The organism is Streptomyces viridosporus T7A, from assembly GCF_008704515.1.
GTDB lineage: Bacteria > Actinomycetota > Actinomycetes > Streptomycetales > Streptomycetaceae > Streptomyces > Streptomyces viridosporus.
On record NZ_CP023700.1, the window covers coordinates 4,536,113 to 4,550,647 of the forward strand.

The window sequence follows — 14,535 nt, forward strand, 5'->3', positions numbered from 1 at the left end:
CCCGGGCGGACGCCACCGGCGCCCGGGCGGACGCTACCTCGGCTCGGGCGGGCGCTGCCTCGGCATGTTCGGGCGGGCCGGTCCCGGCGAGGAGGGGAAGCGGCCGTGCGGGAGGGAGCCCTCCGGGCGCCCCGCGCCCGCCACCGCCGCCTGGATGCCCAGCGGCGCGCCCCCGGCACGGAACTCCACCATCCAGTCGGCCGTCTCGACCCGCACCAGCTCCGCCACGTCCTCCGAGAACCGCCGCAGCACCGACAGGCACCGCTCGGCCGCCTCGCTCGCGGTGCCCTCCGTCGGGCCCAGCACCTCGCGGACGCACTCCGAGGCCCAGTCGAACTGGAGGGCCTGGAGGCGCCGCTGCACGGCCTGGGCCGTGGCCACGTCCCGCATCCAGCCGGACGTCATCCCGAAGAACCGGTCCCCGGCCACACAGGCCACCCCGAGCAGCAGCGCCATGTACCCCCAGGGCGCGGCCCCGTCCGCCACCCCGGTCAGATCGAGCAGCGGCAGCGCGGCCCCGGTCACGGCCCCCGCCGCCGCCCCGGCCCGCAGCGCCCGCGCGCACCGCCGCTTCCACACCCGCTCCGCGAGGTACCAGGCGGCCGTGTCCAGGGCCCCGCGCTCCACCCACCGGTACAGCTCGTCCAGCCGGGCCGCCGGCTCCCCCCAGTCCCCGAGCGGGAACACCCGTCCGCCCGGCTCGCCGGGCCGCAGCCCGGCCGCCTCCTCACCCCGCCCGTCCTGAGGCCGACCCTCGGGCTGCATCTCCGGCTGACCCACCCGGTTCTCCCTACTGACCCCTGTTGACTCCGACTGATCTCCGACTGACTCTCCGGCCGTCCCCCGGTCGACCGCACACGGTGAAGGAACGATGACGCCCGGTGCTCGCGTGTCGGACCCTTCCTACCGCCCAACGGGTGGCGGCGCCGGAGGTTCGCGCCTTTTTCCGCCCGGAAGAAGGCCCTGATCAGGTATAGGGCCCCGGACGGAACTCACTCGAAAGAGTGCTGGAGCGACGGCCGCCCGGACCACGTAGGCTCGTGCCGAACGGGAAATCCCGGACCGGCGGGCCGACGGGCCGACGGACCGGCCGACCAAGGAGCTGAATCGTGATCCCCGGTGGTGGCCAGCCCAACATGCAGCAGCTGCTCCAGCAGGCCCAGAAGATGCAGCAGGACCTGGCCAAGGCCCAGGAGGAACTGGCCCGCACGGAGGTCGACGGCCAGGCGGGCGGCGGCCTGGTGAAGGCCACCGTCACCGGTTCCGGCGAACTGCGGGCCCTGAAGATCGACCCGAAGGCGGTGGACCCGGAGGACACCGAGACCCTCGCGGACCTGGTCGTCGCGGCGGTCCAGGCGGCCAACGAGAACGCCCAGACCCTCCAGCAGCAGAAGCTCGGCCCGCTGGCCCAGGGGCTGGGCGGCGGCGGCATCCCCGGTCTGCCCTTCTAAGACCGGCCGCCGGGCTCTACCGTACGTACAGAAAGAACCTCAGGAAGGACGGCAGTCCGTTGTACGAAGGCGTGGTCCAGGACCTCATCGACGAGCTGGGGCGGCTGCCCGGCGTCGGGCCCAAGAGCGCGCAGCGGATCGCCTTCCACATCCTCCAGGCGGAACCGACCGACGTACGGCGTCTCGCGCACGCCCTCATGGAAGTGAAGGCGAAGGTCCGCTTCTGCGCGACCTGCGGCAACGTCGCCCAGGAGGAGCAGTGCTCCATCTGCCGCGACGTCCGCCGCGACCCCGCGGTGATCTGCGTCGTGGAGGAGCCCAAGGACGTCGTGGCCATCGAGCGCACCCGGGAGTTCCGGGGCCGCTACCACGTGCTGGGCGGCGCCATCAGCCCCATCGACGGTGTCGGCCCCGACGACCTGCGCATCAGGGAACTCCTGGCCCGGTTGGCCGACGGCTCGGTCACCGAGCTGATCCTGGCCACGGACCCCAACCTCGAGGGCGAGGCCACGGCGACGTACCTCGCCCGCATGATCAAGCCCATGGGCCTGAAGGTCACCCGCCTGGCCAGCGGCCTCCCGGTGGGCGGCGACCTGGAGTACGCGGACGAGGTGACCCTCGGCCGCGCCTTCGAGGGGAGACGACTCCTAGATGTCTGATGCCACGCTGCACGCGACCCACCAGAACCCGGACGACTTCGCGGTCCAGATCGCGGACCAGATCGAGAGCTTCCTGGTCGCCGTGACCGAGGTCGCGAAGGGCGACGAGCCGGACTCGGCGATCCCCTTCCTCCTCCTGGAGGTCTCCCAGCTGCTGCTGGCCGGCGGCCGGCTGGGCGCCCACGAGGACATCGTCCCCGACGAGCGCTACGAGCCCGACATGGGCCCGGAGCCCGACGCGGACGGCCTCCGCGAGAACCTCGCCCGCATGCTGGAGCCGGTCGACGTCTACTCCGAGGTCTTCGACCCCTACGAGCCCCGCACGGCCCCCGTCCCGGCCCGCATCTCCGACGACCTCGCCGACGTCATCACCGACCTGCGCCACGGCATGGCCCACTACCGCGCGGGCCGCACCACGGAAGCCCTGTGGTGGTGGCAGTTCTCCTACTTCTCCAACTGGGGCTCGACGGCCTCGGCGACCCTGCGCGCCCTCCAGTCCGTCGTCGCCCACGTCCGGCTGGACCAGCCCCTGGCCGAGCTGGACGGCCTCGACACCGACCACGGCATGGGCGACGACACCCTGGAGTTCGAGGCGGGCAAGGTCATGGCACGGGAACTCGGCACGTCGCTGGGAGCGCGGTCGGTGCAGTGACGGCGAGTGTCGCCGTTTCCCTCGCCCACGGCGAGGCGCCGATCCTCACCGACGCCCCCGGGGGACATCCGTGCGCCGGCGGCCTGTGCGGGCCGGGAGCACCTCGTCGTCGCGCGGCCGTGGGTGCCTGTGCCCGCCGCCGACCGGGCGTCGGTCCCGAGACCCGAGCGCCGGGTGCGTTCGGGGCTCGGGACCGACGGGCGTTCAGCGCGGCTGCGGGTCCTGTGCGCAGGCGGCGACGAAGCCCTCGAAGAGGCGGAGCCGGTGGGTCTGCGAACCGGCCGGGTCCTCCGGGTGCCACTGGATGCCGACCACCCACTTGTCGGGGTGCTCGGTCGCCTCGACCACCCCGTCGTCGGCGCGTGCCACCGCCACCAGTTCCCCGCCCACCCGGTCGACGGCCTGGTGGTGCCCGGAGCGGACGGTGAGGCGGGTGTCCCGGACGAGGCCCGCCAGGCGGGTGCCCTCGGTGACGGTCACCTTCTCGTCGACGAACAGCGGTTCGCCCGGCCCGCCGCGGTGGAGCCGGTGGTCCTCGATGTCCGGTATGAGCGTGCCGCCGAAGGCGACGTTGATCAGCTGTGAACCGCGGCAGACGCCCAGCACCGGCCGGCCGGCGTCCACCGCGGCCCTGATCGCGGTGAGGGCGAACTCGTCGGCCCGGCGGTCCACGCCGAAGGTGCGGGGCACCGCCTCGCCGCGGCCGTACAGCTCCGGATGGACGTCGCCGCCGCCCAGCAGGAACAGGCCGTCGTACTCGGTGACCCGCTCCGGATCGCCGAGGTCCTTCAGGGGGGTGGAGGTCTCGACGAACTCGCAGCGGGCGCCCAGGCCGCGGAAGGTGGCCAGGGCGGTCCGGGCGAGGCGCCGGATCATGGCGGTGTCCTCGTCGGTCAGGTCCGGGTAGTCCAGCGAGCCCAGGACGGCGATCCGTGGGCCGTCGCGCCCGGGAGCGGCGCCGGGGAAATCGTTTCCTTCTGCGCGGGGTGCGGTCACAGTTTGATCCAAGTCGTCTTCAGCTGGGTGTACTTCTCCAGGGCGTGCAGGGACTTGTCGGGAGCCCCGAAGCCGGACTGACGGTAGCCGCTGAACGGAACGGTGATGTCGCTCTCGTCGTAGTTGTTGACCCACACGGTGCCGGCCCGGATCGCCCGTGCCAGGCGGTGCGCGGTGGACAGGTCCTTCGACCACACCGCGGCGGCCAGGCCGTAGTCGGTGTCGTTGGCCAGGCGCACCGCCTCGTCGGCGTCGTCGAAGGTCATCACGGAGAGCACCGGGCCGAAGACCTCCTCGCGGGCGATCCGCATCCGTGGTCCGGCCTCGAAGACGGTGGGCTCCACGTAGTACCCGCCGGTCTCCTCCAGGACGCGGTTGCCGCCCAGGACCAGTCGCGCGCCCTCCTCCACGGCGCCGTTCACGTATCCCAGGACCCGCTCCAGGTGCCGGTGCTCCACCAGCGCGCCGATGTCGGTGCGCGGGTCGAGCGGGTCGCCGACGACGGTCCTGCGGCTCTCCTCGAGGACGAGTTCCAGCAGTTCGTCCTTGATGCCCCGGTGGACCAGCAGCCGAGACCCGGCGGAGCAGGCCTCGCCCTGGTTGAAGAAGATGCCGCTCGCGACGTACCGGGCGACCGTCCTCAGGTCCGGGGCGTCCTCCATGACGACGTGCGGGGACTTGCCGCCGAGTTCGAGCGAGACCTCCTTGAGGTTGGACTCGGCCGCGTACGTCAGGAACAGCCGGCCCACCGGACCGGAGCCGGTGAAGGTGATCGCGTCGACGTCCCCGTGGCGTCCCAGGGCGGCGCCGGCGGTGGGTCCGAAGCCCGGTACCACGTTGAGGACGCCGTCGGGAACGCCCGCCTCGGTGGCCAGTTCGGCGAACCGCAGGGCCGTCAGCGGGGACTGCTCGGCCGGCTTGAGGACCAGGGAGTTGCCCGTGGCCAGCGCCGGCGCGATCTTCCACATGGCCATCATCAGCGGGAAGTTCCACGGGACCACCGCGCCGACGACCCCGAGGGGTTCGCGGGTGACGGTGGCCAGGGTGTCCCGGTCGGTGGGGACCACCTCGTCGGAGAACTTGTCGACGGCCTCGGCGTAGAAGTACAGGGCCTGGAGGGTCACCCGGATGTCGACGGCGAGGGCGTCCCGGTAGGGCTTGCCCATGTCGACGCTCTCCAGGAGGGCCAGTTCCTCGGCGTGCTCCTCGACCAGCCGGGCCAGCCTCTGGAGCACCTCGCGCCGCTTGCGGGGCGCCAGGTGCGACCAGACACCGCTCTCGAACGCCTTCCGGGCACTGGCCACGGCCCGGTCCACGTCCACGGCGCCGCCCTCGGCGACCGAGGTGATCCTCCGGCCGTCGCGCGGGGAGATCCGGTCGAACGTGGCGCCGTCGGCGGCGTCGATCGGCTTGCCGTCGATGTACAACCGGCTGGGGAGGGACAGTCCGGCGAAGCGCTTCTCCAGCTCGGCGCGGGTGGCGAGGGCCTGTTCCTCCGGGGTCGCTGTCATGCTGCGCGTTCCTTTCGGGTTGCGGCACGCCGGGTCGCGGCACGCCGGGTCGCGGCGCGTTCGACGAGGTCGCGGAAGAGGGCGCCGTCCTGCCGGGAGGTGTCGAACAGGTCCTCCGGGTGCCACTGCACGGCGAGCACGTCCGCGTCCGTGTGCTCCACCGCCTCGACACAGCCGTCGGCCGCCCGCGCCACCACGGTCAGGGAGCGGCCGAGCCGGTCGACGGCCTGGTGGTGGTAGGAGGAGACCTCGAAGGACCCGGTCCCCACCACCGACGCCAGGCGCGAGCCGGGTGCCGGGGTGACGGTGTGGCGGGCGTCGAGGTGGTCCACGGGGCCCTCGGTCAGGTGCTGGTCCAGGGTTCCCCCGCAGACGGTGTTGAGCACCTGCAGGCCGCGGCAGACGGCCAGGGTGGGCAGGTCCAGGTCGAGGACGGCCCGGGCCACCGCGAGGTCGAGTTCGTCCTGTTCGGGGTGGTCGGGCTGGGTCCGCGGGTGCGGCTGCTGCCCGTAGCGGGCCGGATCGAGATCCGACCCGCCGGGCATCAGCACACCGTCGAACCGGGCCAGCCGCTGAGGCAGTCCGGACAGTTCGGCGCGGGGGCCGCCGTGCAGGACCAGCGGTTCGCCGCCGGCCGCGAACACCGCGTCGCCCAGGGCCTCGGCGGCGACGGTGGCGGCGAACCGCAGGCCGGAGACGGACGCGGCCCGGCGGCCGATCACGGCGATGAGGGGCCTCATGCTCACTCCTCCGCCCCGCCGGCTCCGCCGCCGAAGGGGTACTCCAGCGCCGGCAGCCACTCGGCCCAGGCCTTGGCCAGCCGGCCGTCGGCGATGATCCGGCCGAGGGCGCCGTCCAGGGCCGCCAGGTCCTCCGGGCGGTCCTTGGCGACGCCGACGGCCCAGCGGTTGCCGGTGCGGACGGTGAAGGCCAGCTCGAAGTCCGGGTGGTCGCCCAGCGGCACGAACACGACGTCGTCGTCGACGACCGCGTCCACCTCACCGGCCCTGAGCGCCTCCAGCATGTCCCCGAACACGTCGTCGGAGTCGCCCCCGAACGGCACGGTGACCGCGCCGTCGAAGGTCTCGGCCAGGGCCATGTTGGTGCTGCCGGCGATGGCGGCGACCTTCCGGCCGCGCAGGTCCTCCGCGGAGCGCACGGGGTCGCCGCGGCGGATGAGCACGGACTCGTGGAAGACCGCGTACGGGCGGGTGAAGTCCACCTCCCGCAGGCGGGACTCGGTGATGCCCTGGCCGCACAGCACGCCGTCGGCCTCGCCGCGCCGCACGGCGGGGAGCATCTCGGCCCAGGGCAGGAACACCCACTCCAGCGGGCGGCCGAGCTCGTCGGCGATCAGCTCGGCGACGGCCGGCTCGTAACCGCGCCGTCCCTCGACGGGGTCGTCGCGCAGGAACAGCGGCGCGGCGTCGGAGTCGATGCAGGCCAGACGGAGGGGCTCGGTCACGGGGTGTCCTCCGCGTACATCATGTGCTCCCAGTCGGTGACGACGCCGCAGAACCGGGCCCACTCGTCCCACTTGTAGGCGTGGTACAGCTCCGCGGTCTCCTCGCCGATGGCGGCCTTGACGACCGGGTCGGCGTCGAAGACCCGCAGCGCCTCGCCCAGGTTCAGCGGCAGCGGCGTGAACCGGGGGGCGTCGGAGGTGTCGCCGTAGCTGGAGCCCTGCTGGGACGGTCCCGGGTCGATCTTGTTGTCCAGGCCCTCCGCGATCGCGGCGATCAGGACGGCGTGCGAGAGGTAGGGGTTGACCATGGCGTCGGGGAGCTTGAACTCCAGCCGTCCGTTGGCCGACAGGCGCACGGTGCAGGTCTTGTTGTCCTTGCCCCAGTTGATCTGCGACGGGGCGAACTGGCCGGAGTCCCAGTACCGCTTGTAGGAGTTGACGGTCGATCCCATGACGGCCATGGAGGCGGCGGCGTGGGTGAGGATGCCGCCCAGGGCGTGCTGCCCGGTCTCCGTGAGGTGCAGCTCGCGGCGGCCGGGCTCCTCCAGGACGTTCTCCTCGCCGCGCCACAGGCTGAGGTTGTGGTGGCAGCCGTTGCCCATCATGCCGGTGGCCGGCTTGGGCATGAAGCTGGCCTTGATGCCGAGTTCACGGGCGACCTGGCGGCACAGCTGCCGGTAGGTGATGAGCCGGTCGGCGGTCAGGTCGGCGTGGTCGAACATCCAGTTGAGTTCGATCTGGCCCGGGTCCTCGTAGTCGCCCTCGATCATGTTCAGGCCGAGGGCCTTGGCGTAGGCGATGACCTTCTGGTAGATCGGCCGGCTCCGCTCCAGCAGGTCGATGCGGTAGGCCGGGCTGTCGTCGGGCCGGTGGTGCACCTCCAGCCCGGGGCCGGTCCAGGTCATCTCGGGTTCGCAGCCGGTGCGCAGGGTCAGGCCGGTGCGGGCGGTGAACGCCTCGTGCAGCCGGATGAGGTTGCCGCGCACGTCGGTGGCGAGCGGCCGGCCGCCGACCTCGGGCCGGTGCTCGGGCTCGTAGAGGCGGCAGAAGAAGCGGCCGACGCTCGAGTCCCAGGGCAGCACGCTGAAGGTGTCGAGGTCGGGGAGCGCGGTGAACTCGGCGGCCTCGCTGCCTCCGCCGAGCAGGTTGCCCGCGCGGTCGACCTGGAAGTCCGCCATCACCGTGCGGTGCATGTTGACACCCTTCTCCACGTTGCGGATCAGGTGTTCGGCGGGCACCACCTTGCCGATGACACGGCCGTTGATGGTCACGGTCTGGTAGTAGACGTACTCCACACCGGCGTCGGCGATGCGCTTGCGCACCAGGTTGATCGCCTCTTCGTCGGTGTTGCGCTCGCGGTGCTGGTCCAGCGCCGTGGTGGCGTCGGGCATGGTGATCATGTCCACCTCAAGGGGGTTTCGCGGCGGTACTTCGCGGTGGGAGCAGGGGGCGAGAACGGGGAGGGCGGTGCGGTCAGGCGGCCGCGAGGGCGCTGAAGGCCTGACGCAGCTCGCGCTGACGGGCGGGCGGCAGGTTGATCGCGACGGTGCCCACGTGCGCCGCTCGCCGGTGGTAGGTGACGAGCACGCCGTTCGCGGGCCGGTCGAGGTCGCCCTCCTCCACCCGCACCTCGTCGGCGAGGGCGGGGGAGCCGAAGCTCTGGAACCTCAGGTCGAGTTGGTCGCTCCAGAAGGAGGGGATCGGGGCGAACGGGGAGAGGTCGGGGGCGACGCCCGCCAGGTCGGCGGTGAGGGTCGCGGCCGCGCGCTTGGCGGTGTCGGTGGGGATGGACCAGTGCTCGACGCGGCGGGGCACCTCGTCGAACAGGGGGTTGGGGAACCGGGCGATGTCCCCGACGGCGACGAACCGTTGCGCGCCGTGGACCCTGAGCAGGTTGTCGCACAGGATCCCGTCGCTCAGGTCCGGTCCCTCGGTCCCCGCGAGCCACTCGGTGTTGGGGATCGAACCGACGGCCTCGACGACGACGTCGGCACCGAGGGTGCTCCCGTCGTCGAGTTCGACCCCGGTGACGGCGGTGGTGCCCAGGAAGCCGGTGATGGACCGGCCGATGACGAACCGGATGCCCGCGGCCTCGTGGTGCCGCTGGACGGCGGCGGCCGGCGACGCCCCGAGGACGCGCTGCATCGGCGCCCCGACGGGGTCCACCACGGTGACCCGGCAGCCCATCTTCAGGGCGGTCGCGGCGACCTCGCAGCCGATGAACCCGGCGCCGATGACCACGACGTCGGCCTCCGGCCGCAGTGTGCCGCGCAGGCCCACGCAGTCGTCGAGGGTGCGCAGCACATGGCGTCCGGCCGACGGGCCGGGAAGGCCCAGACGGCGGGGGCGCAGTCCGGTGGCGGCGACGAGCCCGTCGAAGGTGACGACGGAACCGTCCTCCAGGGAGAGCCGGCCCCGGGCCGGGTCGGCCTCCACCACCGGCAGTCCGAGCCGGAAGTCCACGTCGACGACCGACGCCCGGCGGCGGAAGGCCACCTTGGCGTGCAGGTCGGCCGGCGAGGGGTCGCCCGGCGCGGACAGCACCTCCTTGGAGAGCGGGGGCCGGTTGTAGGGGAGGTGCGGTTCGTCGCCGAGGACCGTGATGGGCCCGGTGTGCCCGGCGGCACGGAGCTGTTCGGCCGCTCGCAGACCCGCGAGCGACGCTCCGACGACGGCGATGTGTGCGGTCATGGCCGGTCTCCGTCAGCCGTCGATGAAGATGGCCTGGACGGGGCAGACGTCGGCGGCCTCCTCGACCTCGTCGCGCAGCGACGCGTCGGGCTCGCCCTCGTAGACGAGCCTGCCCTCGTCGTCCATCCGGAAGACGGCGGGCGAGGCGATGGCGCACTGGCCGTGGTCCTGGCACAGGGACATGTCGACGGTGACCTTCATGGGGGTGTTCCTCTCACTCTGCGAGCCGTTGGGGAGAGCCGTTCGTGAACCGGTCAGGAGGCCGGGGTGAAGGTGAGCGGCAGCCGGACCGGGCCGGTGTTGCCCGAGTCGGGCAGCCACTCGGCGCCCTCGGCGATCTTCGGGTCGCGCAGGCGCTTGGCCAGCAGGGGCAGGGCCTCGCTCATGTCGCTGCGGGCGACGAAGTGGCCCAGGCAGTGGTGGGCGCCGCCGCCGAAGCCGAAGTGGGGCTTGCGCTCGGCGGTGATGTCGAAGGGGTTCCCGCCGAAGACGCGGGGGTCGGTGCCGGCCGCCTCGGTCCACAGGTGGATCGTGGTGCCGGCCTCGATCTCCAGGTCCTGGAAGGTGAAGTCCTCCACGGCCTCGCGGGTCACCCAGCGGGTGGTCGGGTTGACGCGCATGACCTCCTCGACCGCCTTGCCGCCCAGTTCGGGCCGCTCGGCGAGCAGGCGCCACTGGTCGGGGTGGTCGACGAAGGTCTGCAGGGCCAGGCCGAGCTGGTTGCGGGTGGTGTCGAAGCCGCCGAAGATCAGCAGCACCAGGCCGTCCCGCAGCTCGGCGTCGCTGAGCTTGTCGGTGTCGCGGCTGGCCTCCACGAGCCGGGTGACGAAGTCCTCGCGGGGGGTGCGGCGGCGGTCGGCGATCAGGTCGTCGGAGTACCGGTAGAGCCGGTCCAGCGCCTCCTCGATCTTCGGCAGGTCCTGACGGAGGGTCACCCCCATGGCCAGGCCGATGGTGGCGGCGTCGGTGGAGACGGCCTTCCACTCGTCCTCGGGGATGCCGAGCATGATGGCGATCACGCGGGCCGCGTACGGCTCGGCGAACTCCGAGATGAACTCGCACCGGTCGGGCTCGGCGAAATCGTCGATCAGCTCGGTGGCCAGCGCCTGGAAGCGCGGCACCAGGTCCTTGATCAGTCTGGGGGAGAAGGCCGGGTTCATCAGCCGGCGCAGCCGGTGGTGCTCCTCGCCCTCCTTGTTGAGGATCCAGCTGTCCCACCAGTCGGCGAACGGGCCCTCGGTCACCCCGTTGTGGGAGGGCCAGGCCACGCTTCCCTGACGGAGCTTGGGGTGCTTGAGCAGTCGGTTGAGTTCCTCGTAACGGAGCACGGCCAGGCCGTAGTTGGTCCGGGCGTACCAGCTGCGCTCACGTGCCTCGTGGACGGCGGCAGAGGTGATCGAGAAGCTCGGGTCGGCGACGTCGAAGTACGGAGCGGCATCGAGGGCGGTGCCCGTCATAGGACTCTCCAACTCTCGGGGCGGGCTGAGCGAGTGGCCAAATACTCTAAACCTAGGGTTTGTTAGTCAAGGGTCTGTCCGAAGAAAGTTCCGGCCCGTTCACCGAAGCCGTCGCGGCCGCCCGGAAAAGGCCCTGGAACCGCCCATTTCGGGAACGAGGCGGGCGCGCGGACCACGGGGCGGGCATGCGAAACGGGACCGCCGCGGCCGGTTCGGCCGCGGCGGTCCCGTGGGCGCGCTCGTCCCGGAGGTGTTCCGGGGGCTCCGGCTACTCGCGGGGAGCCAGGGCCACCACCCAGTCGCTGTCCAGGCCGACCTCGCCCACCATGACGAAGCCGTCCTCCCCGGACCGGGGCGTCCTCGGCAGCCGGGAGCCGATCAGCCAGCGCGAGGTGTTCGCGGCGATCACCCGCTGCTCCGGGCCGACGAGCACCGCGTCGTGGGCGCCCCCGCGCAGCGCCCTGAGCAGGCGGGGCTCGAACTCGTTCACCCTCAGATCGGCCCCGACCACGCCCAGGAAGACCTCGTCGAAGACGGGGGCGGTGAGGGTGAAGACGTAGCGGTCGGCGCCGAAGTAGTCCACGTACGGGCCGAAGACCGAACGGCGGGAGTGGTCGCGTCCGGCGGCGAACCAGTCCATCTCGAAGTAGTCGTAGACGTCCACGCTGCTCGGGTCCAGGTTGAGCCTGAGCTGGACGAAGCCCGTGCCGCCGCGCTGCCACCACTCGAAGTGCCGGTCGCGCTGCGGCAGCAACCCGGCCGCGGCGAAGAAGCCGAAGCCGTCCGCCGCGGGCTGCTCGTCGATCCGCTCGACGAGGACCGGCTTGAGGGCGGCCATCTCCCGCACTCCGAAGGAGCCGCCCTCGGCCAGCACGGCGCGGCGGCGGGCGACGACCTCGCCCGCGACGGTCTCCAGGTGGTCGAAGACCTCCCTCAGCAGACCGCTGACCCGCTCCAGGAGCGTGTCCAGTTCTCTCTTCGCCACCACGGTCGACCCGCCTTCCTGCGCGGTTTTACCGGGACACATCGGGTGCCTCCCCCCTTCATCGTTCCGCCACCATCAGGTGCAGCTCGATCAGTCGGCGCAGGTTGCGCTGGACGTGGCGCTCGGACAGCGCCCGGGCCCGTTCGCCGTCCTCCTCGGCGATGGCCGTGGCGATGGCGTGGTGGTCGGCGACCGCCTCCTCCAGCACGGCCCGGGGCTCGAGCGGCAGCCAGAGCAGGGACGTCAACTCGGCCTGGAGGTTCACCTCCAGCCGGGTGAGCCGCTCGGACTGCGAGGCCATCGCCACCTCGATGTGGAACCGGCTGTCGGCCCGTATCCGGTCGCCGTACTCCTCGGCCGCCGCCAGGGGCTCGACGAGGTGGAGCAGCTTGCGCACGCTCGCCGCCGAGGCGCGCTGCGCGGCGAGGAAGGCGGAGGCGCCGGAGACGGCGAACTGCTCGTCGGCCAGGTCGCGGAGCTTGGAGGCGGTGGTGGAGCGCAGCCGGTCCTCCAGGGGGCCGCGCGGCGGGTTCACCGGGCGCCGCACGAAGGTGCCGCCGTTGCGGCCGCGGCGGGTCTCGACCAGGCCCTGCTGCCGCAGGATCGCCAGCGCCTCCCGCAACGTCATGGGGGAGACGCCCAGTTGGCCGGCGAACTCCACCTCGGTGGGCAGTTGCTCGCCGTCGACCACGAGCCCCAGCAGGATCGCCCTGCTGACGCGCTCCACGACCCCCTCCGCGCGGCCTCCCCCGTTCAGGGGGGAGATCAGCGAGGCGCGCATCGTCGGTGCGTCGCCCGCGGTCATCCCTGCTCCTCGTCCTTCGTCGCCTGTGCTGCCGTCACGGCCCGTCACCCGAACGTCACCCGCCCGTCACCGTGGGTGCCGTCGTCCGCGCGTAACGGCACAGAGTCTTGTGCAATAAAAAATGAGCTTGTAGTTTTCCGCGCCATACCAGGAAGCATCTTAGGGGCACCCCTCCCCCCGGCCACCCAGACCAAGGGGCGGAAAACGCACGCCGTGCCGTGCTTCGACGCTGCAGCGCACCACATCGCTCCCTGTACACCCGCATGTCCTCCTCACGTCCTCCTTCCTTCCGGTTCGTTCGAGCAACGGGAGTCCGCATGAGTCCCATCGAGACAACGGGACAGCACGACAGCGACGAAGCGCACCTCGCCTCGCTGGGCTACACCTCCGAATTCAAGAGGGACATGAGTCCCTGGGCGAACTTCTCGCTCGGCTTCACCTACCTGTCACCCGTGACCGCCGTCTACACGATGTTCGCCGTGGGGCTGGCCGTGGGCGGCCCACCGATGATCTGGACGCTGGTCATCGCGGGCGTCGGCCAACTGCTGGTCGCCCTGGTGTTCAGCGAGGTGGTGGCCCAGTACCCCGTCGCGGGCGGCGTCTACCCCTGGGCGCGGCGCCTGTGGGGCCGCCGGTACGCCTGGCTGACCGGCTGGGTCTACATGATCGCCCTGTTCGTGACCATCGCCAGCGTGGTCTCCGGCGCGGGCCTGTACTTCTCCTCGCTGCTCGGGCTGACCTCCACGGTCGACACCGTCATCGTCTGCTCGCTGGCGGTCCTCGTCCTGGCCACGGTCATCAACTACCTGGGCACCCGGGTCCTGGCCACGGCCGCCATCTTCGGCTTCGCCGCCGAACTCCTGGGCGCCCTCGCGGTGGGCGTGTGGCTGCTGGCCACCGAGCGGCACCACAATCTCGGCGTGCTGTTCGACAGCTTCGGCGCCGGGGACGGCAGTAACTACCTCTGGGCGTTCGCCGCCGCCTCCCTGATCGGCATCTACAACTACTACGGCTTCGAGGCCTGCGGCGACGTGGCCGAGGAGGTGCGCGACCCGGGCCGGGTGATCCCCAAGGCGATGCGCCGCACCATCTACGTCGGCGGCGCGGCGGCCACCTTCGTCGCCGTGTCCCTGGTGCTGTCGGTCTCCGACATCTCCGCGGTCGTGTCCGGCGAGGACGCCGACCCGGTCTCCGGAGTGCTCCAGACGGCCTTCGGCACCGCGGGGTCCAAGGTGATCCTGGGGATCGTGCTGCTGTCCTTCCTCTCCTGCGCGATCAGCCTGCAGGCCGCGGCCAGCCGGCTGGCCTACAGCTACGGCCGCGACGACATGATCGCGGGCAGCAGGCTGCTGCGGAAGTTCTCCCCGACCCGGCACATCCCGCCGTACGCCCTGATGCTGGCCTTCGCCGTCCCGGCCGTCATCGTGCTGGCCTCCAAGTTCTCCGAGGACGCCCTGACGAAGATCGTCAGCTTCGCCTCCCTCGGCATCTACCTGGGCTTCCAGATGGTGGTGTTCGCCGCGCTGCGCGCCCGGCTGAAGGGCTGGAAGCCCTCCGGGGCCTACCGGCTCGGCAAGTGGGGCCTGCCCGTCAACATCGCGGCGCTGGTCTACGGCATCACCGCCATGGTCACCCTCGCCTGGCCGCGCACCCCCGAAGCCCCCTGGTACGACAACTACATCGTGCTGCTGTCCGGCGCGCTCGTCGTCGGCGCCGGCCTGGTCTACATGGCGGTGCACCCGACCCACGGCCGCAGTGAGGCCCCGTACGACGACGCCATCCCCAAGAAGAAGGAGGAGGGGGCCGCCGGGACCGACCGGGCCGGCGAGGCCGACGCGTCGGAGCCGTCCCCCGTCTGACCCG

The 14,535-nt window shown here is 71.9% G+C and carries 15 protein-coding genes; 4 read left to right on the plus strand and 11 right to left on the minus strand.

Features of this window, described 5'->3' with window-relative positions; translation table 11 throughout:
• Nucleotides 1-33: 33 nt before the first annotated feature.
• On the minus strand, nucleotides 34-780 hold the full coding sequence (locus CP969_RS21080) for an SLATT domain-containing protein (RefSeq protein WP_016825304.1): 747 nt from the start codon (nucleotides 778-780) through the stop codon (nucleotides 34-36).
• A gap of 329 nt (nucleotides 781-1,109) precedes the next feature.
• On the opposite strand from CP969_RS21080, the gene CP969_RS21085 reads away from it, so the two are divergent.
• The 3 genes from CP969_RS21085 to CP969_RS21095 are packed head-to-tail and all read left to right on the plus strand — an operon-like array spanning nucleotide 1,110 to nucleotide 2,762.
• Nucleotides 1,110-1,451, plus strand: coding sequence for a YbaB/EbfC family nucleoid-associated protein (locus CP969_RS21085; RefSeq protein WP_004985391.1), 342 nt, complete (start codon nucleotides 1,110-1,112; stop codon nucleotides 1,449-1,451).
• A gap of 59 nt (nucleotides 1,452-1,510) precedes the next feature.
• Nucleotides 1,511-2,110, plus strand: coding sequence for a recombination mediator RecR (recR, locus tag CP969_RS21090; RefSeq protein ID WP_016825302.1), 600 nt, complete (start codon nucleotides 1,511-1,513; stop codon nucleotides 2,108-2,110).
• Nucleotides 2,103-2,762 (plus strand): DUF5063 domain-containing protein, encoded by a 660-nt coding sequence (locus CP969_RS21095; RefSeq protein ID WP_016825301.1) that lies wholly within the window; start codon nucleotides 2,103-2,105, stop codon nucleotides 2,760-2,762. The genes recR and CP969_RS21095 overlap by 8 nt, the downstream gene beginning before the upstream one ends.
• A 204-nt stretch (nucleotides 2,763-2,966) precedes the next feature.
• Here the strand turns inward: CP969_RS21095 and CP969_RS21100 are convergent, their stop codons facing one another.
• The 10 genes from CP969_RS21100 to CP969_RS21145 all read right to left on the minus strand — a co-directional run bounded on the left by CP969_RS21100 (nucleotide 2,967) and on the right by CP969_RS21145 (nucleotide 12,672).
• Nucleotides 2,967-3,758, minus strand: coding sequence for a gamma-glutamyl-gamma-aminobutyrate hydrolase family protein (locus CP969_RS21100; protein ID WP_016825300.1), 792 nt, complete (start codon nucleotides 3,756-3,758; stop codon nucleotides 2,967-2,969).
• Nucleotides 3,755-5,269, minus strand: coding sequence for an aldehyde dehydrogenase (locus tag CP969_RS21105; protein WP_016825299.1), 1,515 nt, complete (start codon nucleotides 5,267-5,269; stop codon nucleotides 3,755-3,757). The genes CP969_RS21100 and CP969_RS21105 overlap by 4 nt, the downstream gene beginning before the upstream one ends.
• Nucleotides 5,266-6,009, minus strand: coding sequence for a gamma-glutamyl-gamma-aminobutyrate hydrolase family protein (locus tag CP969_RS21110; RefSeq protein WP_016825298.1), 744 nt, complete (start codon nucleotides 6,007-6,009; stop codon nucleotides 5,266-5,268). Before CP969_RS21110 ends, CP969_RS21105 begins: the two co-directional genes overlap by 4 nt.
• Before the next feature lie 2 nt (nucleotides 6,010-6,011).
• Nucleotides 6,012-6,734: a substrate-binding periplasmic protein gene (locus CP969_RS21115; protein ID WP_016825297.1), complete on the minus strand. Its 723-nt coding sequence runs from the start codon at nucleotides 6,732-6,734 to the stop codon at nucleotides 6,012-6,014.
• Entirely contained in the window at nucleotides 6,731-8,134 is a 1,404-nt protein-coding gene (locus tag CP969_RS21120; protein WP_016825296.1) for a glutamine synthetase family protein, read from the minus strand. The genes CP969_RS21115 and CP969_RS21120 overlap by 4 nt, the downstream gene beginning before the upstream one ends.
• Before the next feature lie 73 nt (nucleotides 8,135-8,207).
• Nucleotides 8,208-9,425 carry an NAD(P)/FAD-dependent oxidoreductase gene (locus CP969_RS21125; RefSeq protein WP_016825295.1) on the minus strand — a complete coding sequence of 406 codons (1,218 nt, stop codon included), beginning with the start codon at nucleotides 9,423-9,425 and terminating at the stop codon, nucleotides 8,208-8,210.
• A 12-nt stretch (nucleotides 9,426-9,437) separates the two neighbouring features.
• The gene (locus CP969_RS21130) at nucleotides 9,438-9,626 is read right to left on the minus strand and encodes a ferredoxin (protein ID WP_004985374.1); all 189 of its coding nucleotides are present in this window, start codon (nucleotides 9,624-9,626) and stop codon (nucleotides 9,438-9,440) included.
• A 53-nt stretch (nucleotides 9,627-9,679) separates the two neighbouring features.
• Nucleotides 9,680-10,882: a cytochrome P450 gene (locus tag CP969_RS21135; protein WP_004985372.1), complete on the minus strand. Its 1,203-nt coding sequence runs from the start codon at nucleotides 10,880-10,882 to the stop codon at nucleotides 9,680-9,682.
• Nucleotides 10,883-11,150: 268 nt separating this feature from the next.
• The gene (locus CP969_RS21140) at nucleotides 11,151-11,870 is read right to left on the minus strand and encodes a PDC sensor domain-containing protein (protein ID WP_016825294.1); all 720 of its coding nucleotides are present in this window, start codon (nucleotides 11,868-11,870) and stop codon (nucleotides 11,151-11,153) included.
• A gap of 55 nt (nucleotides 11,871-11,925) precedes the next feature.
• Nucleotides 11,926-12,672 carry a FadR/GntR family transcriptional regulator gene (locus CP969_RS21145; protein WP_016825293.1) on the minus strand — a complete coding sequence of 249 codons (747 nt, stop codon included), beginning with the start codon at nucleotides 12,670-12,672 and terminating at the stop codon, nucleotides 11,926-11,928.
• A gap of 317 nt (nucleotides 12,673-12,989) precedes the next feature.
• Between CP969_RS21145 and CP969_RS21150 the strand changes: the two genes are divergently transcribed.
• The gene (locus tag CP969_RS21150) at nucleotides 12,990-14,531 is read left to right on the plus strand and encodes an APC family permease (protein WP_004985366.1); all 1,542 of its coding nucleotides are present in this window, start codon (nucleotides 12,990-12,992) and stop codon (nucleotides 14,529-14,531) included.
• The last annotated feature ends 4 nt before the right edge of the window (nucleotides 14,532-14,535 follow it).

Bases quoted from the DNA above. Each gene is read 5' to 3' on its own strand.
- CP969_RS21120 (WP_016825296.1), bottom strand. From the start codon at position 8,134: ATGATCACCATGCCCGACGCCACCACGGCGCTGGACCAGCACCGCGAG.
- CP969_RS21135 (WP_004985372.1), bottom strand. From the start codon at position 10,882: ATGACGGGCACCGCCCTCGATGCCGCTCCGTACTTCGACGTCGCCGAC.
- CP969_RS21110 (WP_016825298.1), bottom strand. From the start codon at position 6,009: ATGAGGCCCCTCATCGCCGTGATCGGCCGCCGGGCCGCGTCCGTCTCC.
- CP969_RS21150 (WP_004985366.1), top strand. From the start codon at position 12,990: ATGAGTCCCATCGAGACAACGGGACAGCACGACAGCGACGAAGCGCAC.
- CP969_RS21145 (WP_016825293.1), bottom strand. From the start codon at position 12,672: ATGACCGCGGGCGACGCACCGACGATGCGCGCCTCGCTGATCTCCCCC.
- CP969_RS21125 (WP_016825295.1), bottom strand. From the start codon at position 9,425: ATGACCGCACACATCGCCGTCGTCGGAGCGTCGCTCGCGGGTCTGCGA.
- CP969_RS21105 (WP_016825299.1), bottom strand. From the start codon at position 5,269: ATGACAGCGACCCCGGAGGAACAGGCCCTCGCCACCCGCGCCGAGCTG.
- CP969_RS21095 (WP_016825301.1), top strand. From the start codon at position 2,103: ATGTCTGATGCCACGCTGCACGCGACCCACCAGAACCCGGACGACTTC.
- CP969_RS21130 (WP_004985374.1), bottom strand. From the start codon at position 9,626: ATGAAGGTCACCGTCGACATGTCCCTGTGCCAGGACCACGGCCAGTGC.